Source organism: Prauserella cavernicola (genome assembly GCF_016595675.1).
Lineage (GTDB): Bacteria > Actinomycetota > Actinomycetes > Mycobacteriales > Pseudonocardiaceae > Prauserella_A > Prauserella_A cavernicola.
The window spans coordinates 308,136-331,457 of the sequence record NZ_JAENJH010000007.1 but is presented as its reverse complement, the minus strand read 5'-3'; the positions used below and the strand labels follow the sequence as shown (position 1 = coordinate 331,457).

Below are 23,322 nucleotides of genomic sequence, written 5' to 3'. Positions count from 1 at the left end.
CCGCCCCGTACATGTTGCCGTGGTCGGTCATCCCCACCGCCGGCATCCCCAACCGCGACGCCTCCGCGAACAACGGAGCGATCTTCGCCGCACCATCGAGCATCGAATACTCGGTGTGCACATGCAGATGGACGAAAGCGGACACGGCGTGCTCCTCGGGAAGCGCGGGACGGGTGACGGCGGCATTCGATCCCGGGGGCGGGCGCGGCGTCCAACAACCGACACACCGGACCGCCGACAACCACGCGTTGTCAGCGCAGCTCAGCCACCTCGACGGGAGGCCGTAGGGCTCTGGATTGCCGGGCGCGCCACCCGGCAGGATGCTGGCAACAGCGAACGCGAGACGAGGGGTGACGAACGGGATGGCGAGCGAGGCCGAGGACCGGCGGGCGACACCGGTGAAACTGCCGGGCAAGGTGTACCAGCGCGAGCTCACCCGCCTGCAGCAGGAGCTGAACAAGCTCCAGGAGTGGGTGCGCAGTGAGGGCAAGCGGGTGGTGATCGTCTTCGAGGGCCGCGACGCGGCGGGCAAGGGTGGCACGATCCGGCGGTTCACCGAACGGCTCAACCCCCGCGTGGCCCGGATCGTGGCACTGCCCGCGCCGACCGAGCGCGAGCAGACGCAGTGGTACTTCCAGCGCTACATCGAGCACCTGCCCGCGGCGGGCGAGATCGTGCTGATGGACCGCAGCTGGTACAACCGCGCCGGGGTCGAGCGGGTGATGGGTTTCTGCACGCCGGAGCAGCACCGCCGGTTCCTGCAGCAGTGCCCGATCTTCGAGCGGCTGCTCGTGGACGACGGGATCATCCTGCGCAAGTACTGGTTCTCGGTGAGCGCGGACGAGCAGGAGCGGCGGTTCCGGTCCCGGCTGGACGACCCACTGCGGCGCTGGAAGCTCTCCCCCATCGACCTGGAGTCGATGTCGCGCTGGGACGACTACTCGCGTGCCAAGGACGAGATGTTCGTGCACACCGACACCGCCGAGGCGCCCTGGTACGTGGTGGAGAGCGAGGAGAAGCGGAGCGGGCGCATCAACATGATCGCGCATCTGCTGTCGACCATCGACTACCAGGACGTGCACCGGCCGGTGCTCACGTTGCCGGATCGCCCGGCCGACGGCGGGTACGAACGGTCCGACCGGGAGCTGCAGAACTACGTTCCCGATCACGCCGCGACGCTGCTGACGTGACGCGCCAGGGCCGAGCCGTATAGGTCGTTATACATCTTTTGGGTGCGCCCGGAGCCGCTGTGCGCCTGGCAGCGGCCCCGGGAAACCTGGGACGGAGACATCGCAGCTCAGGAAGGTGCGGATCCGTGCAACGGCAAGCCTGCAACGACAAGCGCGAGCGCCAGTACGAGCACATCACGTCCTCGCAGGAGCAGCGCGGCGCGAGTGAGGAGCGGGCCGAGGAGATCACCGCCCTCGCGGTCACCAAGAACCGGGCGCGGGCGGGCGAGTCGCGGCGCGCGAGCAGGACGTCCACACAGGACTCCTCGCCGCAACGCCGCGGCGGAATGCGGCCGGGCCACCGGGAGGGCCCGGCGGCCCGACGCGCGAGCAGCTCTACACCGAGGCGAGACAGCGCAACATCACGGGGCGCTCCACCATGACGAACAAGCAGCTCCAGCGGCACTCGGCCGCTGACGGTCACGTCGAGCGCAGGGCACTCACCGCACCCGCGAACATGGTGGCCTTGATCGCGCCGAGCGTGCCGCGATCCTTGCCAGCCAGCGACACCACGACACTCCTGGCCTGCTCGAGCAACGCCGACTCGTCGGCGACGTCGTCGACCAGACCGACCTCCCGCGCCTGCGGGCCGCCGAACCGGCGCCCGGTGGTCATGGTCGCGATGGCGGCCGACGGCGTCAGCTTGCTCTGGATGAGCGCCGCCATGCCCGGCGTGAACGGGATGTTGATGTCGGCCTCGGGGAAGCAGAAATAGCCGCGGTCGGTGCGCATCACGCGGAAGTCGTGGGCCATGGCGAGCATGGCGCCCGCGCCGAACGCGTGCCCGTTGACGGCGGCGACCGTCGGCACCGGGAAGGTGAGCACGCGCGCCAGCAGCTCGTGCACGTCACCGACGTAGCCCTGGGCCTGGTCGCCGTGGCGCGACAGCCACTCCAGGTCGAGCCCGTTCGAGTAGAACTTGCCGTGCCCGACGGTGACCAACGCGGCCGGATCGGTGCCACCGGCGACGGTGTCGAGTGCCGAATGGACGGTCTGGAGCCAGTCCGGGGAGAAGCGGTTCTCGTCGTCGCCGAGGTCGAGCACGAAAACGGGATCCTCGCGGTGCAGTACGGGCACGGTCAGTCCTTGGGGGTCGAGGGTCGGGTCCGGGCGGAGGGTGGAGCGAGCGAGAGCACCGCGCGCACGGCCACGGCCAGGCGCGCGCGGACGTCGGGATCGGCCTGCGGCGGGTCGGCGGTGAGCGGCCTGCGCAGCAGCGCCGTCGGCAGGTCCACGACACACGTGGTGAGCACCTCGACAGCGGCGGCGTCGCGGCGGCCCCACAGCTGCTCAGCGAGCCGCACGAGCAGCGCCACCACGCGCGTGTCCAGCGCCAGCAGGTCGTCGGCGAGCTCGGTGGGCAGCTGCGGGCCCAGCAGCGCGTCGCGCTTGACCGTGAGCAGCATCCGCGCGGCCGAGGGCCGCCGGCACGCGAACACGGCGGGCGCGTCGGCGGCGGCGACCACGGCGTCCGCCGGAGTGCCCTCCCGCGCGGCCGCGTCGGCCAGTTCGGTCTGCAGGTCGAGGACGTCGCGGGCCGCCCGCAGCCAGACCTGGCCGAGCAGCGCACCGACGGAGCCGAAGGCGTGATAGATCGTGCCGTTCGGCACGCCGGCGGCCGTCGCGAGCCCGCGCACCGTCAGGGTGCCCGCACCGGACTGCGCGACGAGCCGCTCCGCCGTGTCGAGCAGGCGGTCGAGGTCGTGCACGCGCGGGCGGGGCATCGGCCCACAGTAACAGAACGCGTGCTCCAGAACTCACTCGTCGCCGAGCCGAGGACGCACCACCATCACCGGGCACTCCGCGTAGTGGATCAGCGCCTGGCTGGTCGATCCCAGCAGCAGACCGCGAAACCCTCCCCGGCCCCGGCTGCCCACCACGACCAGCGAGGCCGAACGCGCGCGGTCGAGCAACTGGTCCCGTGGCCGGTCCACGGCGACCACGCGCTCCACGGCCACGTCGGGGTAGCGCTCCTGCCAGCCCGCGAGCCGCTCGGCGAGCAGCAGGAGCTGCTCCTGCTCCCGCGCGTCGCGCTCGTCGTCCAGCACGGCGCGGGAGAAGACACCCGCGTAGTCCACGTCCAGCCACGTGTTGACCGCGACCAGCGGCACGCCGCGCAACGACGCCTCCCGGAACGCGGCCGGGACCGCGCGCTCGCTGATCCGGCTGCCGTCGACGCCCACCACCACGGGCCCGGTCGCGTCGGCACGGCCGCGCACCACCACGACCGGGCTCTCGGCGTGGCTCGCGAGCGCCACGGCCGTGGAGCCCGCGAGCATGCCGGTGAAGCCGCCCTTGCCCGACGACCCGAGCACCACCATGTCCGCCGTGCGCGACTCCCCGACCAGTGTCGGGATCGGTTCGTTGTCGATGGCCTGGGACTCCACCACCACTTCCGGCGCGACGGACTTCACCACGTCCCTGGCGTCGGCGAGGATGCGCCGCGCCTCGGCGGTGAGCACCTCGGCGAACTCGTCGCTCGCCGGCAGATCGCCGCCGTAGAACGCGTGGACGTAGGCGAAGCCGTGCACGATCCGCAGCGTGCGGTCGCGCCGCTCGGCCACCCGAGCCGCCCAGCGCACCGCTGCCGTCGCCGACTCGGAGCCGTCGGTGCCGACCACGATCGGACCGCGCGACACGTCGTCGATACCGCCACTACCGCCGATGGCCACGTCTCCCCCTCCGCGCTCGTCTCCAGGTCACCTCCGGGTACCCACCTGCGCGGCCCACACCACCCCGAGTCGCTCACCCCAGCGACGTGCGCGCTCCAGCTCGCCCGCGGTCAATGGCCCGGGCGTGCCGTGCACGGTGAAGTTCTCCGGCTCGGCGAGCATCCGGTAGCCCCGCGCGCGCAGCCGCTTGGCCGCACCCCTGGCCGCCGAGCCCGGCAACCACCGTGGGGTGGCCGTGCGCGTGCCGAAGGTCGCGGACAGGGCGTGCGGCGCGGGAGCCAGCCCGGTGAGCCATTCGCGCAGCCCGGTGCGCCGCGACACCAGCGGTCCGACGGCCTGATCGGCCGCGGCCTTCCGGGTGCGGGGCCTGCTGAGCCCGAACGCGTGCGTCGGACCGCCCGCGACCACGAGCCCCACGTCGTCGGCGACCACGGGATCCGCGTCGTCGACGTTGCGGACCTCCACCGTGCAGTACGGAGCGAGACCGGTTGCCACCTCCCTCGCGACCGCCTCGGTGTTGCCGAACATGGACTCGAACACCACGAGCGCCTTCATCGCGTGCCTCCGAACCTCGCAGCCACCACCAACGATGCCCCGCGACCGCCGGTACCGGCAGAAGCGAAGGTCCCCTGCCCGCGGGGCCTTCGCCCCTGCCTCCGGCGCGGGCCCTCGCTCAGCGCTCGCCGAGCACCGCGCGCAACCGCCCGGCGAACGCGACGGGGTCCTCCGCGAAGCCGACGTGGTCGCCGGGGAACCGGGTGGCCTCGATGCCGAGCGAGGCCGCGAGCGCGAGCGAGGTCCGTTCGCACAGCTGGCCTCCCGACGCCTCGCCGATCCCCACGACGATGCGCGAGGACACCGAGCGCAGCCGCTCGACGTCGGGGATCCACCGGGTGGTGGGCCGCATCATGCGGGCGTGCTGGTAGTCGGCGTCGGCGATGTCCTGCTCACTGTGCTGCCCACCCCAGATCTGCTCGACGACCTCGTCGGGCAGCTCAATGTTGGCCACGGCGAGGAACTTGCGCGCCGCACCCAGCACGTCGCCCGACAGGTGTGTGGCGATGATGTCCTCGGTGCGCTCGCGCAGCTCGTCTCGGTCATCGAGCAGCTCGTCCAGCGGCGGCTCGTGCGCGATCACGGTGTGCACCTGGTCCGGATGCGCCTGGGCCAGCGCCAGCACGCTCACCGCGCCGCCGCTGGAGCCCAGCACCGCCGCCGGCCCCGCGTCGAGGTGGGCCAGCAGCGCGGAGAGGTCGCTCGCGCGCAGCTCCGCCGTCGAGTCCTGGTCGCGGTCGTCGACCTCGCTGCGGTTGATGCCGCGCGGGTCGGTGGTGAGCACGGTGTGGTCGGTGGCGAGCAGCTCGGCCAGCGGCTCGAACGACCGGGCGTCCATCGGGGCGCCGACGAGCAGGACCACGGGCCCCTGCCCACGGACCTCGTAGTACAGGCGCGCGTCCCGGACGCGCAGGACACCGGCGGTGACGGATGCGGTGGGCTGGTTCATGGGATTCCTCCTGGCAGTGCTGCCGGATGCGGTGGGAACTGTCGATTCCGGGAAGGTGACTGCCCGGGTGGGGCAGAATCATCGCCATGACCGAGATTTCCGCGACGGCCTCGCGAGACGCCGATCTCGCCCGCGCCCGCGCCGGCGACGACGCCGCGTTCACGCGCCTCGTGAGCCCAATGCGGACGGAGCTGCACGCGCACTGCTATCGCATGCTGGGCTCGGTCCACGACGCCGAGGACGCGTTGCAGGACGCACTGCTGCGGGCGTGGCGGGGGCTCGCGAAGTTCGAGGGCCGCAGCTCGCTGCGGTCGTGGCTCTACACGGTCGCCACCCGCACCTGCCTCGACACGGTGACCAGCAGGGGCAGGCGCGCGCTGCCCGTCGACCTCGGTCCGGCCAGCGAGCGCGCCGTGGTGGGAGACACCGCCCGCGACGACGTGCCGTGGCTGGGCCCGTACCCGGACACCGCGCTCGGCGACGGGCCGCTGGCCCCGCACGCGCGCTACGAACAGCGCGAGGCCGTCGAGATCGCCTTCGTCGCGGCCTGCCAGCACCTGCCGGGAAACCAGCGCGCCGCGTTGCTGCTGTTCGAGGTGCTCGGGTTCTCGGCGGCCGAGATCGCCGAGGCGATGGACACCACGACCGCGTCGGTGAACAGCGCGCTGCAACGGGCGCGCCGCATCGTCGCCGAGCGCATCCCCGACGCCACGCAGCAGCAGACACTGCGCGCGCTGGACGACGCGCGCGTGCGCGACATCGTCGCCGGCTACACCTCCGCGCTCGAGCGCGCCGACGCCGACGCGTTGCTCGCACTGCTCACCGAGGACGTCACCTGGTCCATGCCACCGCTGCCGCACTGGTACCAGGGCCTCGACGCCGTCACCGACTTCGCGGTGGCGGTGCCGCTGGGCAGCTGCGGCAGCTGGCGGCACCTGCCCACCACCGCCAACGGCCAGCCCGCCGTCGGGGCCTACCTGTGGAACGAGGCCCAGGGCGTGCACGCGGGCTGGTCGATCACGGCGCTGACCCTGCGCGGCGACCGGATCGCCGAGCTCACCACCTTCATCGGCGCCGAGCACCTCGCCGCGTTCGGCCTGCCCCCGTCGCTGCCCTGAGCGGGCTCAGCCGAGAATGCCCGCCACCCACATCACGCCGAGCAGCGCCATCCAGATCGTCATCGCCACGAGCACGCGCAGCCACAGTCGCTTCAGCACCGGTCACAGCCCCAGCGCATCGAGGACGAGCAGCACCGACAGGAACCCGAAGAACACGAACGACACGCCCAGCACCGCCATGCGCGGCCACGTGATCCGCACGCCCTCCGGCAGCGCCCTGCGGTTGAGCATCATCAGCAGTCCCGAGTAGATGAACATCTGCACGCCCGCGATCGACGACGAGATCACCACGAGCAGGAACGGCTGGTTCACGCCCGACATCAGGATCACCGAGCCGAGCACGATCATCAGCCACACGAACGCCGCGTAGAGCTTGCTCTCGCTCCAGTACGTGCTGTCCTTCAGCGCGTTGATCTTGAGCTGGTCGGCGATGAGCCTGCACGTGTAGTCGATGATCCCGAGGTTGGTGGAGAACAGGGCGAAGACCGCGGCCCACCAGAAGGCGGTGCCGAACCACGGCGCCACGACCTCCTTGAGCACCTCGCCCTCCATGAACAGGAACGCGAGATCCTCCTCGCGCACCGTGCCCGCGGGCAGCGTGGAGTAGGCCAGCACGGTCAGGACCACCAGCGTGAGGACGCCGATGAGGAAGAACGTGATGAACTGTTCCCAGTTGGCGACCTTCCACCAGCCCCGCCACCGGCGCATGTTCTCCTCGTCGGTCGGGAACACGTAGCCGAGCGAGGGGCGGGCCTCCTCGTGCCCCGTCACCGGCGACACGATGCGCGGCATGTGCTTGCCCATGCCCATGCCCTTGTCGCGGATGTAGTTGCTCTGCACCAGGTTGTTGGCGCCGCCCGCGCCGGCGAAGGCCAATGCGCCCAGCAGCAGCGCGATGCTCAGGCCGCTCTCCCCGATCGGGAAGCCGATGTCGCCGATGCCCTCGGTGACCAGCGCACCCCAGGCCTCGCTCGTCGTGGCGGCGGGAACGGCGATGACGACGAACAGCAGGATCAGCCCCACCAGCACGCCCTGGATCCTCTCGACCCACTGGTACACAACGGGCGAGAGCGTGAGCGTGATGCCGATGGCCACGAGCGCCGCGATCGTCATCGGCACGATCGGCGCGCCGTCCCCGAGGTCGAAGATGAACGACACCGCGGTCGAGGCGCCCGTCGCCCAGCCTGGCCAGAAGTTCTGGAACAGCGCGAACAGGATGAACAGCCACCACCACGGTTTCCAGAACCGCGCGAAGCCGGTGATCGCCGACTCCCCCGTGGCCAGCGTGTAGCGCTCGATCTCCATGTTCAGGAAGAACTGGATGCCGAAGCCGATCAGCGCGGCCCACATGAACGTGAAGCCGACCTGGGTGGTGATGTAGGGCCAGAGGATCATCTCGCCCGAGCCGATGGCGGTGGCCAGGATGATCACGCTGGCACCGGTGATCTTGCGTAGCCGCACCGGTTCCGGCAGGTCACGGAAGCCGACCGGGGGCAGGTGCTTGCTCGGGAGCGTGGGCTGTTCTCGCTTCGGGCCACCGGTCTGCGTCATACGGCTGCCTCATCTCACGCGGGTGGTGAATCTCTACCAGTCGCGCAGCGCCCAGCAAGAGTGGCGCAGATCACCCGATAGTGTCAATACCGGATCTTCGCCGCGTTCCGGGACACCCGTTCCACTGTGGACCGCGAGGGCCCGCGCGCCGTGACAGTGTGGGCGCATGACCGCACCCGATCCCAAGGACACCCTCCACCGTTACCTGCAGGCAGGCCGCGAGGCGATGCTGTGGAAGCTCGACGGGCTCTCGGAGTACGCCGCGCGCCGCCCGCTCACGCCGACAGGCACCAACCTGCTCGGGCTGGTCAAGCACCTCACCGGGTGCGAGGCGGGCTACTTCGGCGACACCTTCGGGCGCCCGTTGCTGGACACGCTGCCCTGGCTGCGCGACCTTGACAACGCCGACGCCGACCCCAACGTCGACATGTGGGCCAGAGCCGACGAGTCGCGCGCCGAGATCGTCGGCCGGTACCAGCAGGTGTGCGAGCACGCGGACACCACGATCCGCGAGCTCGCACTGGACTCCGCCGGCCTCGTGCCGCACTGGCCAAGCGACCGCGCGAACACGACCCTGCACCACATCCTCGTCCACATGACCGCCGAGACCCACCGCCACGCGGGGCACGCCGACATCGTCCGCGAGCTCCTCGACGGCGCCGTCGGCAGGCACCCCGGCGACGGCAGCATCGCCCCCGGCGACCAGTGGCGCGAGCACCGCGACCGCGTCGAGCGAGCGGCCCGCGAAGCGGCGGGCGGTGACGCTCCCTAGTCCGTCGGCGGTCCCGTCTCGGTCAGCTCTCCCCCGGCCAGCCGCAGCCAGCGCCGCACCCCGATGTCGGCGAGGAACCGGTGGTCGTGGCTGACGACCACGAAGGCGCCCCGGTAGGAGTTCACCGCGCTCGTCAACTGCTCGGCGCTGCGCAGGTCCAGGTTGTTGGTCGGCTCGTCGAGCAGCAGCAGGTGCGGCGCGGGCTCGGCCGACAGCACGCACAGCAACGTGGCGCGCAGCCGTTCCCCACCCGAGAGCCAGCCCACCGGCAGCTCCGCCCGCTCGGCGCGGAACAGGAAGCGCGCCAGCAGGTGCATCCGGTCCGTGGTGGACCTGGCAGGCGCGAACGCGCGCAGGTTCTCGGCGGTGCTGCGCTCGAGGTCGAGCAGGTCCAGCCGCTGCGACAGGTAGGCGACGCGGCCGTCTGCCCGGGTCAACAGCCCGGCGTCCGGTTCGCGCAGGCCCGCGACGAGCCGCAGCAGGGTGGACTTGCCCGAGCCGTTGGCTCCGGTGAGCGCGATCCGCTCCGGCCCCCGGATGACGAGGTCGACGCCGTCGCCCGCGAACAGCCCGTGCCCGTCGTGGTGCACCCGCAGGTGCTCGCCGTGGAACACGGTGCGCCCCGCGGGCACCGTGGTGTCCGGCAGCGACAACGCGATGGTCTCGTCCTCGCGCAGCGCGCGATCGGCTTCGTCCACTTTGGCCTTGGCGCCCTCGACGCGCTGGGAGTGCAGTTCGTTGGCCTTGCCCGCCGACTCCTGCGCACGCCGTTTGAGCCCGCCCTGCACGATCCTCGGGATGTCGGTGTTGGAGCGCGCGCCCGCACTCGCGCGGCGCGCCGCCCGCTCCCTGGCCTGCTGCAGCTCGCGCTTCTCGCGTTTGAGCTCCTGCTCGGCGTTGCGGAGGTTCTTCTCCGCCACGTCCCTGGCGGCCTCCTTCGCGGCCTCGTACTCGGTGAAGCCGCCACCGAACAGCCGCCAGGTGTCCGGTTCCAGCTCGGCGATCCGGTCCATCCGGTCCAGCAGCTCGCGGTCGTGACTGACCAGCAGCAGGCAGCCCTTCCAGTCGCCGAGCAGGCCGTAGAGCCGTTCCCGCGACTGCCGGTCGAGGTTGTTGGTGGGCTCGTCGAGCACCAGGACGTCGGGCTGCTTCACCAGCTGCGCCGCCAGCCCGAGCGAGACGATCTGCCCGCCACTGAGCGTGGCGAGGCGCCGGTCGAGGGCGACGTCGCCGAGCCCCAGCCGGTCCAGTTCACCGCGGGCCCGCTCCTCGATGTCCCAGTCGGAGCCCACCGCGGTGAAGTGCTCCTCGCTCGCGTCCCCCGCCTCGATGGCGGCGAGCGCGCGCACGACGGGCGCGATCTCCAGCACCTCGGCGACGGTGCGATCGCCGTCCAGCGGGAGGTTCTGGGGCAGGTAGCCGAGTACGCCGTCGACCGTCACCGAACCGCTCGCGGGCTCGTGGACGCCCGCGATCAGGCGCAGCAGTGTGGTCTTGCCCGCACCGTTGGGGGCGACGAGGCCGGTGCGCCCGGCACCGACGGTGAAGCTCAGGTTCTCGAAAACGGCAGTGCCGTCGGGCCAGGAGAACGACAGGTTGGCACACCCGATGAAGGTCTTGGACACGGACAGTCCTCACGCGCGAAGCCGGGCAGCACAAAGGCACCCGGAAAAGGAACAGGGTCAGGAAACGACGACACGACCCATCGCGGTGACACCGGAACCACCGGCCACCGCTGGTCGTGCTCGGGGTATCACCCGGAGATGTCGTCCTCAGCCACCACGGCGAAAAACTCCCTGACAGACTCGCGTCTCGTGAACAACCGGTCTCGACGATAGCACTCACGCCAGCCCCGCCGCGCGCCTGCGGGCACGGGCGAGCACGCCGGCGAGGACGGGAACCGCGGCCCACAACGCGTAGGCCCACGGCGTCACGAACGACACCGGGATGGAGACGAAGAAGCCCGCGGCCGAGGTCGCCGACCCGCCGATGGCGTGGCTGAACACCGCGGAGGGAGCCACGTCACGCGCCAGCCCGGTACGCACCACGTGACGAGTCATGAACAGGAACGTGACGCTCACCAGACCCTGCACGGTCGCGTAGAGGCCGAACCGCACCTGGAACGCACCGTCGCCGCTGAGCACCTCGGTCGTGAACGGCGTCAGCACCAGCAGGAAGAGCCAGACGCCCGACAGCAGGCCGACCGTGCGGTCGGTGCCCACCACGTAGCGGAACACACGGTGATGGCTCGACCACCGCAGGAAGATCACGACGAAACTGATGCAGAACATCGAGTAGTCGTCCAGGTGCTCACCCGCCGAGGCCAGCAGCTCGGCGTTGGTGTCGCCCCGCGGCACCGGCAGGCCCAGGGCGAGCAGCGTGACGGCGATGGCGATGACCGCGTCGGCGAACACCTGTTGCCGTTGCGCGGCGGCGGCGAGTGCCTCGTCTACCCGCATCCCGCTATTTTCCCGGCGCGTCAACACATCCGGCTACGGCCGCGCCTGCCGGCCCCCGCCGGACTCCCGGTGAGGTGCCCGATATTTCCGTTGCGCGCGGCACCGGAGTCGGCACAGAATGCCCCCGGTGAGCACGGCACTGATCATCGGCGGCGGCCAGTCGGGACTCGCCGCCGCGGGCGCACTGCGCGAGCAGGGGTTCCGTCCCGTCGTCCTGGAGGCCGGACCCGACCCCGCCGGCTCGTGGCCGCGCTACTACGACAGCCTCACGCTGTTCACCCCGGCCTGGTTCAACCAGCTGCCCGGCATGGCCCTGCCCGGGGATCCGCAGCGCTACCCGCACCGGGACGAGGTGGCCGACTACCTGCGCGCCTACGCCGGGCGCCTGGACTGCGAGGTCCACACGGGACGGCGAGTGCGCGCTGTGCGCACCGGCGGCGACGGCTACGTGGCCGAGACCGAGGACGGCTCCACGTTCACCGCCCGGGCCGTGGTGGCCGCGACCGGTACCTTCGACCGTCCACACCGGCCGGAGCTGCCCGGCCTCGAGCGCTTCGCGGGCACGGTGCTGCACTCGGCAGACTACCGCCACCCCGGCCCGTTCGCGGGCAAGCGGGTGGTCGTCGTCGGTGGAGGAAACTCCGCCGTGCAGATCGCGGTGGAGCTGGCCGCGCACGCCAGGGTCAGCCTCGCCACACGCAAGCCGGTCGAGTTCCTCACCGCCGAGGGCCGGGGCAACGCCGTGTTCTGGCGCGTGCTGGCGGCGTTCGGCACCCTGCCGGTGGCCCCGTTGTTCGGCGACGGGTCAGGCGGCGTCCCCGTGCTCGACACGGGCGGCTACCGCCGCGCGCTCACGAGCGGCGACCCCGACCGCCGGGACCTGTTCACCGGTGCCGAGGGCCACGAGCTGACCTGGCGCGACGGCACCCGCGAGCACGTCGACACCGTCATCCTCGCCACCGGCTACCGGCCCTCGCTGGACTATCTCCGCCCGCTCGGGGCGCTGAGCCTGACCGGCAGGCCCCTGCAGCACCGGGGAATCGCGTCGCTGCACCCCGGCATCGGCTTCGTGGGGCTGGAGGGCCAGCGGACGGTGCTGTCGGCCTCCATCCGCGGCGTCGCCGCCGACGCCGCGGTGGTCGCCCGCCGCCTGCGAGAGCGGGTGGGCTGACGGGCCGCTTCCGCTCGCTCGGCCCCCACGGCGCCGGGCACCGTGCGAAGATCGGGACCATGACCTACGTCCCCGCATCCACGCGCTACGACGGCATGCCCTACCGGCGCACCGGCCGCTCCGGACTGCAGCTGCCCGCGGTGTCACTCGGGCTCTGGCAGAACTTCGGTGACGACCGTCCACTCGAGACTCAGCGCGCGATCCTGCGCCGCGCGTTCGACCTGGGCATCACGCACTTCGACCTGGCGAACAACTACGGCCCGCCGTACGGCTCGGCGGAGGAGAACTTCGGCCGCGTGCTGGCCACGGACTTCCGGCCCTACCGCGACGAGCTGGTGATCTCCACCAAGGCGGGCTACGACATGTGGCCCGGCCCGTACGGCGACCGGGGCTCCCGCAAGTACCTGCTCGCGAGCCTCGACCAGAGCCTGCGCCGGATGGGCGTGGACTACGTCGACATCTACTATTCCCACCGCGTCGACCCGGACACTCCGCTGGAGGAGACGATGGGCGCGCTGGACACCGCCGTGCGGCAGGGCAAGGCGCTCTACGCCGGCATCTCGTCCTACTCCGCGGAGAAGACCGCCGAGGCGGCCGCGATCCTGCGCGACCTCGGCACGCCGCTGCTCATCCACCAGCCGTCGTACTCGATGCTCAACCGCTGGATCGAGGGCGGGCTGCTCGACACGCTGGAACGAGAGGGTGCGGGCTGCATCGGCTTCTCACCCCTCGCGCAGGGCATGCTGACCGGCCGCTACCTCGGCGGTGTCCCGGACGGCTCGCGGGCCAGCCGCGAGGGCTCGCTGTCCACCGATCTCCTCACCGAGGAGAACCTCGGCAAGGTCCGCGCGCTGAACGAGATCGCGCAGCGGCGCGGGCAGACCCTCGCGCAGCTCGCGATCGCGTGGACCCTGCGCGACGAGCGGATGACCTCGACCGTGCTCGGCGCCAGCAGCGTCGCGCAGCTCGAGGACAACGTCGCCGCACTGGACAACCTGAGCTTCACCGACGAGGAACTGGCCGAGATCGACACGCATGCCACCGAGTCCGGCATCAACCTCTGGGCTCGCTCCAGCGCCTGGTGAGCCTCGCGAAGTCGCGGTCAGGCCACGGACTTCTTCGGCGGCAGCGGTACGAACCCGCTGGTACGCGCGACGTAGTCCCGGTAGCCGGGCCGCGACTCGCTCAGGTGCCGCTCGAGGATCGGCTTGCCCGAGCCCCTGGCGAGCAGCCACGTCATGAGCACGGCCGAGAGCACCGTCGCCGCGCCCGGCAGGTGCTGCGCCGCGACGAGGTAGAGGCCCCACCACACGCACGCGTCACCGAAGTAGTTCGGATGCCGCGTGTAGCGCCACAGCCCGTGCTGGAGCACCCGGCCCCGGTTGCCCGGGTCGGCTTTGAACCGCCGCAACTGCTCGTCGCCGACGACCTCGAACGCGAAGCCGACGCACCACACCACGATGCCCAGCACCGCGAGCACGCCGAGGTCGTCGGCCTGGCGCTGGGCGAGCACCACCGGCAGCGACACGAACCACATCACCGCCGCCTGCGTGAGGTAGACGCGGAAGTACATCCGCGCCAGCGGCCGGGACCTGGCGCGCGCCATCATCTCGGTGTAGCGGCGGTCCTCGCCGCCGCCGTGGTTGCGCCGGTGGATGTGCACCGACAGGCGCACGCCCCACACGACGGTGAGCACGGTCGCGACGAGCGCACCACCGAACCCGCGCGGCTCCACCGCGAAGCCAGCGAGCGCGATCACCGCGAACCCGGCGCCCCACGCACTGTCGATCGTGTCGTAGCGGCCCCGCAGCCGGGCGATGCCGAACGTGACGGTGACGACCAGGATGGCGACGGCCAGCGCGACCGCCGCCGCCACGAGGTACTCGCTCACGCCGCCTCCGCCAGCCCGGGCAGCAGCCCCTCACCGCGTGCACCCGGCCGCACGGCCAGGATCTGCTGCACGCCCATCCGGTTCTGCTCGAACGCGAGCGCCGCCCCCGCGAGGTAGAGCCGCCACACGCGCAGGCCCTCGGCGCCCAGCAGCGCGGTGGCCTCGTCCGCGCGCTGCTCCAGCGTGCGGGTCCACGCGCGCACCGTCCACGCGTAGTGTTCGCGCATCGCCTCCACGCCACGGGTTTCGAACCCGGCGTCTTCCAGGTAGCGCAGCGTGCGGCTCAGCGGCACCATGCTCATGTCCGGCGCGATGTAGGACTCGATGAACGGGCCGCCACCCGGCGCGTTGCCGCCCCGCGACATCTGCTGCAGCAGCAGCCTGCCGCCCGGCCTGAGGTTGCGGTACAGCGTCGCCGCGTAGCCCGCGTACTGGTCGTCGCCCACGTGCTCGCCCATCTCCACCGTCGCGATGGCGTCGTAGCCGCCGCTGCCCAGCTCCCGGTAGTCGCGCAGCAGCACCTCGGCCCTGCCGTCGAGACCCTCCTCGGCGATGCGGCGGCGCACGTGGTCGTGCTGCGCCGCCGAGAGCGTGATGCCGGTGGCGTGCACCCCGTGCTCGCGGGCGGCGTGCACGAGCAGCGAACCCCAGCCACAGCCGACGTCGAGCAGCCGCATGCCGGGTTCGAGGCCGAGCTTGCGGCAGATCAGCTCCAGTTTGTCGGTCTGCGCCTGCTCGAGCGTCGCGTCCTCGTCGGCCGGATAGGCGCACGAGTAGGCCATGTTCGGGTCGAGCAGCAGCCGGTAGAACTCGTTGCCCGCGTCGTAGTGGTGGGCGATCGCGCCACGGTCGCGACGCCGGGAGTGCAGCCTGCCGCGCAGCCGGGCCTCCCCCGCGGGCCGCGCGGGCCGCGGCCCGACGGCGCCCGCGCGCACTGCCAGCGACAGCAGCGCGCCCACCTCGCGGGGGCCGAACCGCAGCGAGCCGAGGTCGTGGTCACTGGCGAGCACCCAGCACCGCCGCAACGCGTCGGTGAGGTCTCCCTCGACGTCGAGGTCGCCGGTCACGTAAGCCCGCGCCAGTCCGAGCTCGCCCGGGCTCCACACGAGGTGCCGCAGCGCTCTGCGCCGCGCCAGCACCACCTGGGGACCGCCGGGTCCCGCTCGGCTGCCGTCCCAGGCGCGTACCCCGACGGGCAGCGGCACCCCCAGCAGCCGGTCTACGAGTTGCTCGATCCTGGTCGCCATGCGCATGCCGGTTGTTCGGCGCCGCGCGCGCGGGCGCTTGCCCGCGCGCGCGAATCGTGCCCGTTGTCACACGCACCAATCGCAGGGGCCCCCGGCTCCGAATGCCGGGCATGCCGAGCCTCCAGTCCCCGCCGGGCACCGAGCCGACCGTCGCCGTGATCGGCGGAGGCGTCTCGGGGCTGACCGCCGCCTACCTGCTGCGCAGCCGCTACCGCGTGCTGCTGTTCGACGCCGACGACCGGCTCGGCGGGCACGCGCACACCCACGACGTGGTGACCGAGGACGGCAGGACGATCGGCGTCGACAGCGGCTTCATCGTGCACAACGACCGCACCTACCCACAGCTACTGCGCCTGTTCGCCGAGCTCGGCGTCGAGACGCAGGACACCGAGATGTCGATGAGCGTCAGCTGCGGCGGCTGCGGCCTCGAGTACGCGGGCGCGCGCAGGCTCAATGGCCTGTTCGCGCAGCGCGGCAACGTGCTCCGGCCGTCGTACCTGCGGATGCTCGCCGAGGTGCCGCGCTTCCACCGGCAGGCGCGCGCCCTGCTCGACGCGGGCACGCGCGGGCTCGAGGACCTGACGACCTTCGGGGACTTCCTGGCGACGGGCCGCTACTCGCGCTACTTCGTCGAGCACTTCGCGATCCCGCTCGTGGCGGCCGTGTGGTCGTCGGGAGCGGGTGACAGCGCGCGCTACCCGGCGCGCTATCTGTTCGAGTTCCTGCACCACCACGGCCTGCTCTCCGTCACCGGTTCGCCCACGTGGCGCACGGTCACCGGGGGTTCGCGGGAGTACGTGCGGCGCGTGGCCAAGCAGCTGCCCGTGATCCACGAGGCCACCCCGGTGCGCTCGGTGCACCGCACCGCCGACGGTGTGGAGATCCGCGACGACGCCGACACGGTGCACCGGGCCGGGCACGCGGTGATCGCCACCCACGCCGACGACGCGCTGGCGCTGCTCGCCGAACCGACCGCCGACGAACGCAAGGTGCTCGGGGCGTTCCGCTACTCCCACAACGAAACACTGCTGCACACCGACCCGTCGGTGCTGCCGGCGGCACGGGGCGCGCGGGCGTCGTGGAACTACCACAAGCCCGCCTGCTCGCCCGGCCCCGGCGCCGTGCGGGTCAGCTACGACATGAACCGGCTGATGCGGTTGGCCGAACCCCAGGACTACGTCGTGAGCCTCGGCGCGGGCCACCTCGCGCCCGAGCGCGTGCTGGCGCGCATGACCTACCGCCACCCCGTCTACACCCCGGAGTCCGTGGCGGCGCAGCGCGAGCTGCCCGGCCTCGGCGACGCGCGGGTGCGCTTCGCGGGCTCCTACCACGGCTGGGGCTTCCACGAGGACGGCTGCGCGTCCGGTGTCCGCGCCGCGCAGGCACTCGGGGGCGGCTGGTGAGCGTTCCCGCGCTCTACGACACCGTCGTGACGCACACGCGCCACGACGACGAGCCGCGGACGTTCCAGCACCGGCTCTACACGTGGCTCGTCGACGCCGATCACCTGCCGGCACTGCCGCGCTGGCTCCGCCCGTTCGCCCGCTTCGACGCCCGCGACCACCTGGGCCACGACGGCGAGCCGCTGCGCGCCGAGCTCGATCGCTGGCTCGCGAGCCAGGGCGTGAACCTCGAGGGCGGGCGCGTGCTCATGCTCGCCCACGCGCGCGTACTGGGCTACGTGTTCAACCCGCTCACCGTGTACTGGTGCGAGGGGCCCGACGGCGAGCAGGCGTGCGTGGTCGCCGAGGTGCACAACACCTACGGCGAGGCACACCGCTACCTGCTGCGGCCCGGTGACGACGACAGCGACAGCACGGACAAGCGGTTCTACGTCTCGCCGTTCCTGCCCGACCACGGGCGCTACCGGATGCGCCTGCCCCGGCCCGGCGAACGGCTGACCGTGCACATCGAACTGCGGGGCGAGAACGGCAGGCTGCTGACCGCCACCATGAGCGGCAGGCGCCGCCCCGCGACCCGTCGCGAGCTCGTGCGGCTGCTGCTGCGCAGACCGCTGGTGCCCCAGCGGGTGTCGCTGCTCATCCGCAAGCACGGCATCGCGCTCTGGCTGCGCCGGGTGCCGATCGTGCCCCGCAGGCCCGCCACTTCCGGAACCCCCCGTGCGAAAGGACGTTAGCGCCATCAGTATCACCGAGGTCCACCCCCAGTCCGGCCGCCCGGCCCGCCCCGTCACCGTGCCGGGGCCGTGGGAGCAGCTGCCGCCAGCGCCGTACTCGCCCTTTCGGGCCCGGATCGCCGAGCGCCTCTTCCGGCACGCGGTGCGCGACCTGCCGGTGCGGATCGCGCTCGCCGGGGGCGAACGGCTCGGCGGCGGAGGCCCGGGATCGCCGCTGATGCGCATCGAGCGGCCGAGGGAGTTCTTCCACCGGCTCGGCGCCGACGGCAACATCGGCTTCGGCGAGGCCTACGTGGTGGGCGACTGGACCAGCCCCGAGCCCGCCGACCTGCTCATGCCGTTCGCGGCCAGGATGGCCACGCTGATCCCCGCCCCGCTGCAGACGCTGCGCCGCGCGGTGGAGCCGCGTCAGCCCACCGCCGAGCGCAACACCGCGACGGGCGCGCGCAGCAACATCCACCGGCACTACGACCTGTCCAACGACTTCTTCGCGACGTTCCTCGACGAGACGATGACCTACTCGGGCGCTCCGCTGCGCCCCGGCGGCGACCTGGCGGCGGCACAGCTCGCCAAGCTCGACTCGATGCTGGACATGGCGGACGTGCGCGAGGGCACGCGGCTGCTCGAGATCGGCACGGGCTGGGGCTCGCTCGCGATCAGGGCCGCCCAGCGCGGCGCCCACGTGACCAGCCTGACGCTGTCGGCGGAGCAGCAGCGGCTCGCGTGCGACCGCATCACGGCGGCGGGCCTCGCCGACCGCGTCGACGTGCGGCTGTGCGACTACCGCGACGCCGAGGGCCGCTACGACGCCGTGGTGAGCATCGAGATGATCGAGGCCGTCGGCCCCGAGTACTGGTCGACCTACTTCCGCACGCTCGACCGGCTGCTCGTCGACGGCGGCAGGGCCGGCCTGCAGGCCATCACCATGCCGCACGACCGGCTGCTGGCCACCCTCGACTCCTACACGTGGATCCACAAGTACGTCTTCCCCGGCGGCCGGGTCCTCTCGGTCGAGGCGATCGAGGGCAACGTCGCGCGGGACACGGCGATGACCGTAGACGAGCGGCGGACGTTCGGCGTCGGCTACGCGGAGACGCTGCGCAGCTGGCGGCACCGGCTCGACGAGCGCGCCGAGAGCCTCACCGCGCTCGGCTTCGCGGGCCTGCCCCACCGCACGTGGGAGTACTACCTCGCCTACTGTGAGGCCGGGTTCCGCTCCGGCTATCTCGACGTGGTGCAGTTCGCGATGCGCAAGGGCGGCGCGCGATGAACACTGTGCCCCGGACGCTCCCGCGTCCCGCGAGCGAGGGGAAGGTCGGGGTTGGAGGAGCACACGAGTCCGGCGGAACCATCGCCGGACCCCGCGCACGGCGTGGAGCCGGATCCGCGGGCGCTGCTGGCGGAGGTCGTCAAGGGCGACGAGGCCGCGTTCGCCCGGCTGTACGAGCTGGTGGTGCGGCCCGTGTTCGGGCTCGTGCAGCGCGTGCTGCGCGACCCGGCGCAGTCCGAGGAGGTCACGCAAGAGGTGCTGGTCGAGGTGTGGCGTAACGCCGGCCGGTACCGCGCCGACAAGGGCAGCGTGCTCACGTGGGTGCTGACGTTCGCGCACCGGCGCGCGGTGGACCGGGTGCGCGCCGAGCAGGCCGCCGCCGATCGTGAGGCCAAGGTGGGCGCTCGCGCGCCGGGCCGTGCGTTCGACGAGGTGTCCGAGTCGGTGCTGGGCAGGCTCGAGCAGCGGGCGGTCCGCCGCTGCCTGAGCACGCTGACCGAGTTGCAACGGGAGTCGGTCCTGCTGACCTACTACCGGGGCCACACGTACCAGGAGGCGGCCGAGCTGCTGAGCTCTCCCGCCTCGACGGTGAAGACGCGGCTGCGGGACGGGCTGATCCGGCTCCGCGACTGCCTGGGGACGAGCTGATGAGTGACGTGGACGGCGTGGAAGGCATGGACGGTGCCGACGGCGAGATGGCGACGCTGACCGGCGCGTACGCGGTGCACGCGCTCGGCGAGGCCGAACGCACCGCCTTCGAGGAGCACCTCGCCGGCTGCGAGGCGTGCGCTCAGGAGGTGCGCGAGCTCACCGCGACCGCGGCCCGGCTCGGCGAGGCCGCCGCGGCGGAACCGCCTCCGGCGTTGCGGCAGCGGGTGCTCGACGAGATCGCGCGCACCCGGCAGGATCCGCCCGAGACGACCGTCGTGCCGTTCCCCGCGCGCCGGGACCGGAGCCGCCTCGTCACCCGGATCGCCGTGGCGGCCGCGGTGGCGGCGCTCGCTCTCGCGACCGGCCTCGGTGTGGTGACGGTACGGACGAACCAGCAGCTGGACCAGGCCGAACAGCGGCTCGAGCAGGCGAGTGAGCGCGGCGCCGCCATGGCGAGCGTGCTCTACGCCCCCGACGCGCACGTCGTGCACGGCTCCGCGGACGGCGCGGCGATGACCGCCGTGGTGTCGCGCAGCGAGGGCAGGGCGGTGCTCATGCCCGAGCGGATGCCCGAGGCACCGTCGGGTCACGTGCACCAGCTGTGGGCGATCGGGCCCGGCGGCGCCAGGTCCATGGCGCTGATGCCCGACGCCGGCGGAGGTGACCGCCAGCCGCTGGTCGCCGCCCTGCCCGACGGCACCGACGTGCTCGGCGTCACCGTGGAACCCGACGGCGGCTCGCCGCAGCCGACCACCGACCCGCTCATGTCGCTGTCGCTACGCGCCTGAGCGGGGCCGGCGGGCGCCGAGGGCTCAGATGTCGTGCCTGCTGTTCACGAACAGCTCCGCGACCTTCGCGAGCTTGATGTTGAGGTCTTGCGACGTGCGGCGCAGCAGGTCGAACGCCCCCTCGGCGGAGAGCCCGCGCCGCTGCATCAGGATGCCCTTCGCCTGACCGATCACGTCCCTGCTCTCCAGCGCGGCACGCAGCTGGGCGTGCTCGAACTCGGCCGACGTCATCGCCGTGGTCGCCGCCAGTGCCACCGTCGCGTGGCTGGCGAGCACGATCGACAGATCGCGGTCGACCTTGTCCAGCGCGTGGGACTGGCGGGAGTACAGGTTCAGTGCACCGAGGCGCGGCGGGTCGTCGGCGGGCACGAGGCCCACCGCGAACACGCTGCCGACCCCGAGCGCGGCCGCCTCACTCGCCCAGCGCGGCCACGGGCCCGCCGACACGTCGGGCACGTCGACGATGCCCTCACCCGACGTTCGGGTGGCGTGCACGCACGGACCCTCGTCGAAGGTGTACTGCAGCTCGTCGAGCCGGTCGGCCAGCTCGTCGGTGCGCACCGGCGTGGTGTAGCGGCCCTCCTTGGTGCGCAAGGTGATGCTGACGAAGTCGGCCTCCGGGACCAGCGCCTTCACCGCCCCCACGACCCGGTCGAGCACACCCGCCACGGTGGGACTGTCGAGGAGCAGATGCGCCACCTTCGCGAACTCGTGGGCCAGCGGGCCCGTCCACGGTTCCGCCGCGGCCTGGTCGGCCGACGGCGCGACACCGGCGAAGAGCTGCCGCTCCTTCACCCATTCCTGCTCACTGACCATAGGTGCATTCTGCCCGACGCCAAGACGATGTTCGTGTGGCATGTCCGTGACCCCGTCGGCCGGGCGCGCTCAGCTACCGAGCCGCTCGACCGCGGCCGTCATCGTGGGGACCAGTTCGTCACCGAGCCGTTCGAACTCGCGGCGCAGGAAGGGGTCCGCGAGCTTCGCCAGACCGTGAAACCGGATGCTCGCCCGGTAGTCGATGCGCGTTCCCCCGTCCACCTCGGCGAAGGCCACGTCGTCGGTGGACGTCGCGGTCTTGTTCTCGCCCACGAACGTCAGCCGCTCCCGTTCCCTGCGGGTGAGGCGGTACACCAGTTCGGTCTCCTTGCCCCGGAACTCGGAGACGTTGCGCCAGCGGGACCCGACCTCGACCGGGCCGGTGCCGAGGCGGGCGCACGACACCGTGCCGGGGTCCCAGCTCTCGGCGTTGGCGAAGTCGGACAGGTAGTCCACGACGGTGTCGAGCGGGGCGCGCACGGTGAACGTGCGCCGGACGTCGACCATGGTGATCACTCCTTCACGCGAGTCAGATGACGCAACATCAGCGCGGACCACACCAGGTGCGTCAGCACCGGTTCCCGCACTCCCCCGGTACTCTGCCGCTGCAGTCCGAAAAGGACACCCATCACGGCGGAGGCGCCGACGAGCGCGGGATTGCGCGTCGCCGACGTGGACAGCATGTAGAGCAGCGTGCTGGTGACCACCGGTGTCCGCCCGGCTGCGGCGAACACCGCGCCCCGGAAGAACACCTCCTCGGCCACCCCGTTGGCCAGCGTCGTCACCACGGTGGCGCTCGCCGGGCCCTCGGTGGCGTAGGACCGGATCCTCGCCAGCGGGCCTGAAAAACCGGGCACCCGCTCCGCGAGCGGCAACGCGACGCGGAAGACGCCGAAGGCGGCGGCGCCGAGCGCGACGGCGGCCACGGGAGACGACGCTCGCGAGGCGGTCACGGTCCGGTCCCGGCCGAGCACTCCCGCCGTCAGCAGCACGACGGCGGAGCCACCGGTGAGTCCGTAGAACCGGCGCGAACCGGGCTTCTCCGCGAACGAGCGGCCGAGCAGCCCGGCTCCAGCGGCGCCCGCTGTCGCGAGCCCGCGGCGCAGCGCCCTCACGCGACCGCCCCGGACCGGCGGCCCGCCCTGGCCCGGTCCCCCAGCGCCTCCAGCACGGCGTCGTCGTAGCCCAGCGGCTCGAACGGGACGAGCGTGGTGATGGCGTCGTCGCGCACCACCACCTCGTTGGCCATCGAGTCGATGAGCGTGCGCCCCGTCGCCACGTCCACGTCGGTGACCAGTGAGAGCCACAGCGACGACAGCCGGGCCGTGAGCAGCGGCACCGGCACGATCACCGGGCTGCGGCCCTCGATCCGCGCGAGCCCGCGCATCATCTCGACGTAGGTGAGCACGTCGGCGCCGCCCAGTTCGAACGCGCGCCCCGTCGTCTCCGGCGACTCCAGCACCCCGACGAGGTACCGCACCACGTCGGAGACGGCGATGGGCTGGGTCCTGGTCTGCGCCCACCGGGGCGTCACCATCGCGGGCAGATGTTCCACGAGCTGCCGGGTGATCTCCCACGAGATGCCGCCGTGGCCGACGACGATCCCGGCGCGCAACGCCGTGACCGGCACGCCCGCCTCACCGAGCAGGCTCTCCACCTCGCGCCTGCTGCGCAGGTGGGCCGAGAGCTCGTCGTTGTCGTCACCGAGCCCGCCGAGGTAGACGATGCGGCCCACCCCGGCGCGTGCGGCCGCCGCACCGAACGCGCGGGCCGCGTCGGCGTCGCGCTGCTCGAAGTCGTTGTCCTGCAGCGAATGCACCAGGTAGTAGGCGGCCTCGGCGCCCTCGAGCGCGTCGTCGAGCGAGGCCTCGTCGGCCACGTCGCCATAGACGGCGTCTCCCGCGCCCGCGTAGTCACCCGGCTTGCGGGTCATGGCGGCGACATCGTGTCCCGCCCGCACCAGCGCCGGGCACACCCGGCTGCCGACGAATCCGGACGCACCGGCGACCAGAACACGCATGCCAGCTCCCGTGAAGGTCGGTGAAT

General features: G+C 72.2%; 25 protein-coding genes. 10 read left to right on the top strand and 15 right to left on the bottom strand.

Annotation, left to right across the window (positions count from 1 at the left end; all coding sequences use genetic code 11):
* Positions 1–145, bottom strand: a 145-nt coding sequence (locus JHE00_RS36150; RefSeq protein WP_200322751.1) for a PHP domain-containing protein, incomplete at its 3' end; no start/stop codon positions are given.
* Between the two features lie 217 nt (positions 146–362).
* Between JHE00_RS36150 and ppk2 the strand changes: the two genes are divergently transcribed.
* The gene (gene ppk2 / locus JHE00_RS25885; protein WP_200322749.1) at positions 363–1,190 is read left to right on the top strand and encodes a polyphosphate kinase 2; all 828 of its coding nucleotides are present in this window, start codon (positions 363–365) and stop codon (positions 1,188–1,190) included.
* 459 nt (positions 1,191–1,649) lie between these two features.
* Here the strand turns inward: ppk2 and JHE00_RS25880 are convergent, their stop codons facing one another.
* The 5 genes from JHE00_RS25880 to JHE00_RS25860 form a co-directional block, all read right to left on the bottom strand.
* Positions 1,650–2,306: an enoyl-CoA hydratase/isomerase family protein gene (locus tag JHE00_RS25880; protein ID WP_200322747.1), complete on the bottom strand. Its 657-nt coding sequence runs from the start codon at positions 2,304–2,306 to the stop codon at positions 1,650–1,652.
* Positions 2,307–2,308: 2 nt separating this feature from the next.
* Complete coding sequence (locus tag JHE00_RS25875) at positions 2,309–2,953, bottom strand: TetR/AcrR family transcriptional regulator (protein WP_200322745.1); 645 nt, start codon at positions 2,951–2,953, stop codon at positions 2,309–2,311.
* 33 nt (positions 2,954–2,986) lie between these two features.
* Positions 2,987–3,901, bottom strand: a complete 915-nt coding sequence (locus JHE00_RS25870) for a universal stress protein (protein ID WP_307832106.1) — start codon at positions 3,899–3,901, stop codon at positions 2,987–2,989.
* Positions 3,902–3,928: 27 nt separating this feature from the next.
* Complete coding sequence (locus JHE00_RS25865; protein ID WP_200322743.1) at positions 3,929–4,456, bottom strand: flavodoxin family protein; 528 nt, start codon at positions 4,454–4,456, stop codon at positions 3,929–3,931.
* Positions 4,457–4,574: 118 nt separating this feature from the next.
* Positions 4,575–5,405, bottom strand: a complete 831-nt coding sequence (locus tag JHE00_RS25860) for an alpha/beta fold hydrolase (RefSeq protein ID WP_200322741.1) — start codon at positions 5,403–5,405, stop codon at positions 4,575–4,577.
* 86 nt (positions 5,406–5,491) lie between these two features.
* Between JHE00_RS25860 and JHE00_RS25855 the strand changes: the two genes are divergently transcribed.
* Positions 5,492–6,523, top strand: coding sequence for a sigma-70 family RNA polymerase sigma factor (locus tag JHE00_RS25855; protein WP_200322740.1), 1,032 nt, complete (start codon positions 5,492–5,494; stop codon positions 6,521–6,523).
* A gap of 102 nt (positions 6,524–6,625) precedes the next feature.
* On the opposite strand, the gene JHE00_RS25850 is transcribed toward JHE00_RS25855, so the two are convergent.
* On the bottom strand, positions 6,626–8,074 hold the full coding sequence (locus JHE00_RS25850) for an Nramp family divalent metal transporter (protein WP_200322738.1): 1,449 nt from the start codon (positions 8,072–8,074) through the stop codon (positions 6,626–6,628).
* 166 nt (positions 8,075–8,240) lie between these two features.
* On the opposite strand from JHE00_RS25850, the gene JHE00_RS25845 reads away from it, so the two are divergent.
* Positions 8,241–8,846 (top strand): DinB family protein, encoded by a 606-nt coding sequence (locus tag JHE00_RS25845; protein ID WP_200322736.1) that lies wholly within the window; start codon positions 8,241–8,243, stop codon positions 8,844–8,846.
* Here JHE00_RS25845 and JHE00_RS25840 read toward each other — a convergent pair.
* Positions 8,843–10,471, bottom strand: a complete 1,629-nt coding sequence (locus tag JHE00_RS25840) for an ABC-F family ATP-binding cassette domain-containing protein (protein WP_200322734.1) — start codon at positions 10,469–10,471, stop codon at positions 8,843–8,845. The two genes, JHE00_RS25845 and JHE00_RS25840, sit on opposite strands and share 4 nt — an antisense overlap.
* Positions 10,472–10,687: 216 nt before the next feature.
* A complete protein-coding gene (locus JHE00_RS25835; protein ID WP_200322732.1) occupies positions 10,688–11,305 on the bottom strand; it encodes a TMEM175 family protein in 618 nt (205 codons plus the stop codon).
* 127 nt (positions 11,306–11,432) lie between these two features.
* Between JHE00_RS25835 and JHE00_RS25830 the strand changes: the two genes are divergently transcribed.
* Positions 11,433–12,476, top strand: coding sequence for a flavin-containing monooxygenase (locus tag JHE00_RS25830; protein ID WP_200322730.1), 1,044 nt, complete (start codon positions 11,433–11,435; stop codon positions 12,474–12,476).
* 59 nt (positions 12,477–12,535) lie between these two features.
* The gene (mgrA, locus tag JHE00_RS25825; RefSeq protein WP_200322728.1) at positions 12,536–13,561 is read left to right on the top strand and encodes an L-glyceraldehyde 3-phosphate reductase; all 1,026 of its coding nucleotides are present in this window, start codon (positions 12,536–12,538) and stop codon (positions 13,559–13,561) included.
* A 17-nt stretch (positions 13,562–13,578) separates the two neighbouring features.
* On the opposite strand, the gene JHE00_RS25820 is transcribed toward mgrA, so the two are convergent.
* Positions 13,579–14,367, bottom strand: a complete 789-nt coding sequence (locus JHE00_RS25820) for a DUF1295 domain-containing protein (RefSeq protein WP_307832105.1) — start codon at positions 14,365–14,367, stop codon at positions 13,579–13,581.
* A complete protein-coding gene (locus JHE00_RS25815) occupies positions 14,364–15,614 on the bottom strand; it encodes a class I SAM-dependent methyltransferase (RefSeq protein ID WP_200322726.1) in 1,251 nt (416 codons plus the stop codon). Before JHE00_RS25815 ends, JHE00_RS25820 begins: the two co-directional genes overlap by 4 nt.
* A gap of 110 nt (positions 15,615–15,724) precedes the next feature.
* On the opposite strand from JHE00_RS25815, the gene JHE00_RS25810 reads away from it, so the two are divergent.
* Genes JHE00_RS25810 through JHE00_RS25790 form a run of 5 tightly spaced genes read left to right on the top strand, consistent with a single transcriptional unit; the run spans position 15,725 to position 20,460 of the window.
* Positions 15,725–17,017: an NAD(P)/FAD-dependent oxidoreductase gene (locus tag JHE00_RS25810; RefSeq protein WP_200322724.1), complete on the top strand. Its 1,293-nt coding sequence runs from the start codon at positions 15,725–15,727 to the stop codon at positions 17,015–17,017.
* Positions 17,014–17,751, top strand: a complete 738-nt coding sequence (locus tag JHE00_RS25805; protein ID WP_200322717.1) for a DUF1365 domain-containing protein — start codon at positions 17,014–17,016, stop codon at positions 17,749–17,751. Before JHE00_RS25810 ends, JHE00_RS25805 begins: the two co-directional genes overlap by 4 nt.
* A 4-nt stretch (positions 17,752–17,755) precedes the next feature.
* On the top strand, positions 17,756–19,021 hold the full coding sequence (locus tag JHE00_RS25800) for a class I SAM-dependent methyltransferase (RefSeq protein WP_443678463.1): 1,266 nt from the start codon (positions 17,756–17,758) through the stop codon (positions 19,019–19,021).
* Positions 19,022–19,072: 51 nt separating this feature from the next.
* Positions 19,073–19,669, top strand: coding sequence for an ECF RNA polymerase sigma factor SigK (gene sigK, locus JHE00_RS25795; RefSeq protein ID WP_200322709.1), 597 nt, complete (start codon positions 19,073–19,075; stop codon positions 19,667–19,669).
* The gene (locus JHE00_RS25790; RefSeq protein WP_230424928.1) at positions 19,669–20,460 is read left to right on the top strand and encodes an anti-sigma factor; all 792 of its coding nucleotides are present in this window, start codon (positions 19,669–19,671) and stop codon (positions 20,458–20,460) included. Before sigK ends, JHE00_RS25790 begins: the two co-directional genes overlap by 1 nt.
* Positions 20,461–20,484: 24 nt before the next feature.
* Here JHE00_RS25790 and JHE00_RS25785 read toward each other — a convergent pair whose 3' ends face one another.
* From JHE00_RS25785 to JHE00_RS25770, 4 genes are all read right to left on the bottom strand, one after another.
* Positions 20,485–21,276 carry an ANTAR domain-containing protein gene (locus JHE00_RS25785; RefSeq protein WP_200322707.1) on the bottom strand — a complete coding sequence of 264 codons (792 nt, stop codon included), beginning with the start codon at positions 21,274–21,276 and terminating at the stop codon, positions 20,485–20,487.
* Between the two features lie 69 nt (positions 21,277–21,345).
* Positions 21,346–21,783, bottom strand: a complete 438-nt coding sequence (locus JHE00_RS25780; RefSeq protein WP_200322705.1) for an SRPBCC family protein — start codon at positions 21,781–21,783, stop codon at positions 21,346–21,348.
* Positions 21,784–21,788: 5 nt separating this feature from the next.
* Positions 21,789–22,391, bottom strand: a complete 603-nt coding sequence (locus JHE00_RS25775; protein ID WP_307832104.1) for a CPBP family glutamic-type intramembrane protease — start codon at positions 22,389–22,391, stop codon at positions 21,789–21,791.
* The gene (locus JHE00_RS25770) at positions 22,388–23,296 is read right to left on the bottom strand and encodes an NAD(P)H-binding protein (protein WP_200322703.1); all 909 of its coding nucleotides are present in this window, start codon (positions 23,294–23,296) and stop codon (positions 22,388–22,390) included. Before JHE00_RS25770 ends, JHE00_RS25775 begins: the two co-directional genes overlap by 4 nt.
* Positions 23,297–23,322: the final 26 nt, after the last annotated feature.

Bases quoted from the DNA above. Each gene is read 5' to 3' on its own strand.
- ppk2 (WP_200322749.1), top strand. From the start codon at position 363: ATGGCGAGCGAGGCCGAGGACCGGCGGGCGACACCGGTGAAACTGCCG.
- JHE00_RS25875 (WP_200322745.1), bottom strand. From the start codon at position 2,953: ATGCCCCGCCCGCGCGTGCACGACCTCGACCGCCTGCTCGACACGGCG.
- JHE00_RS25865 (WP_200322743.1), bottom strand. From the start codon at position 4,456: ATGAAGGCGCTCGTGGTGTTCGAGTCCATGTTCGGCAACACCGAGGCG.
- JHE00_RS25860 (WP_200322741.1), bottom strand. From the start codon at position 5,405: ATGAACCAGCCCACCGCATCCGTCACCGCCGGTGTCCTGCGCGTCCGG.
- JHE00_RS25855 (WP_200322740.1), top strand. From the start codon at position 5,492: ATGACCGAGATTTCCGCGACGGCCTCGCGAGACGCCGATCTCGCCCGC.
- JHE00_RS25850 (WP_200322738.1), bottom strand. From the start codon at position 8,074: ATGACGCAGACCGGTGGCCCGAAGCGAGAACAGCCCACGCTCCCGAGC.
- JHE00_RS25845 (WP_200322736.1), top strand. From the start codon at position 8,241: ATGACCGCACCCGATCCCAAGGACACCCTCCACCGTTACCTGCAGGCA.
- JHE00_RS25835 (WP_200322732.1), bottom strand. From the start codon at position 11,305: ATGCGGGTAGACGAGGCACTCGCCGCCGCCGCGCAACGGCAACAGGTG.
- mgrA (WP_200322728.1), top strand. From the start codon at position 12,536: ATGACCTACGTCCCCGCATCCACGCGCTACGACGGCATGCCCTACCGG.
- JHE00_RS25815 (WP_200322726.1), bottom strand. From the start codon at position 15,614: ATGGCGACCAGGATCGAGCAACTCGTAGACCGGCTGCTGGGGGTGCCG.
- JHE00_RS25810 (WP_200322724.1), top strand. From the start codon at position 15,725: ATGCCGAGCCTCCAGTCCCCGCCGGGCACCGAGCCGACCGTCGCCGTG.
- JHE00_RS25790 (WP_230424928.1), top strand. From the start codon at position 19,669: ATGAGTGACGTGGACGGCGTGGAAGGCATGGACGGTGCCGACGGCGAG.
- JHE00_RS25785 (WP_200322707.1), bottom strand. From the start codon at position 21,276: ATGGTCAGTGAGCAGGAATGGGTGAAGGAGCGGCAGCTCTTCGCCGGT.
- JHE00_RS25780 (WP_200322705.1), bottom strand. From the start codon at position 21,783: ATGGTCGACGTCCGGCGCACGTTCACCGTGCGCGCCCCGCTCGACACC.
- JHE00_RS25770 (WP_200322703.1), bottom strand. From the start codon at position 23,296: ATGCGTGTTCTGGTCGCCGGTGCGTCCGGATTCGTCGGCAGCCGGGTG.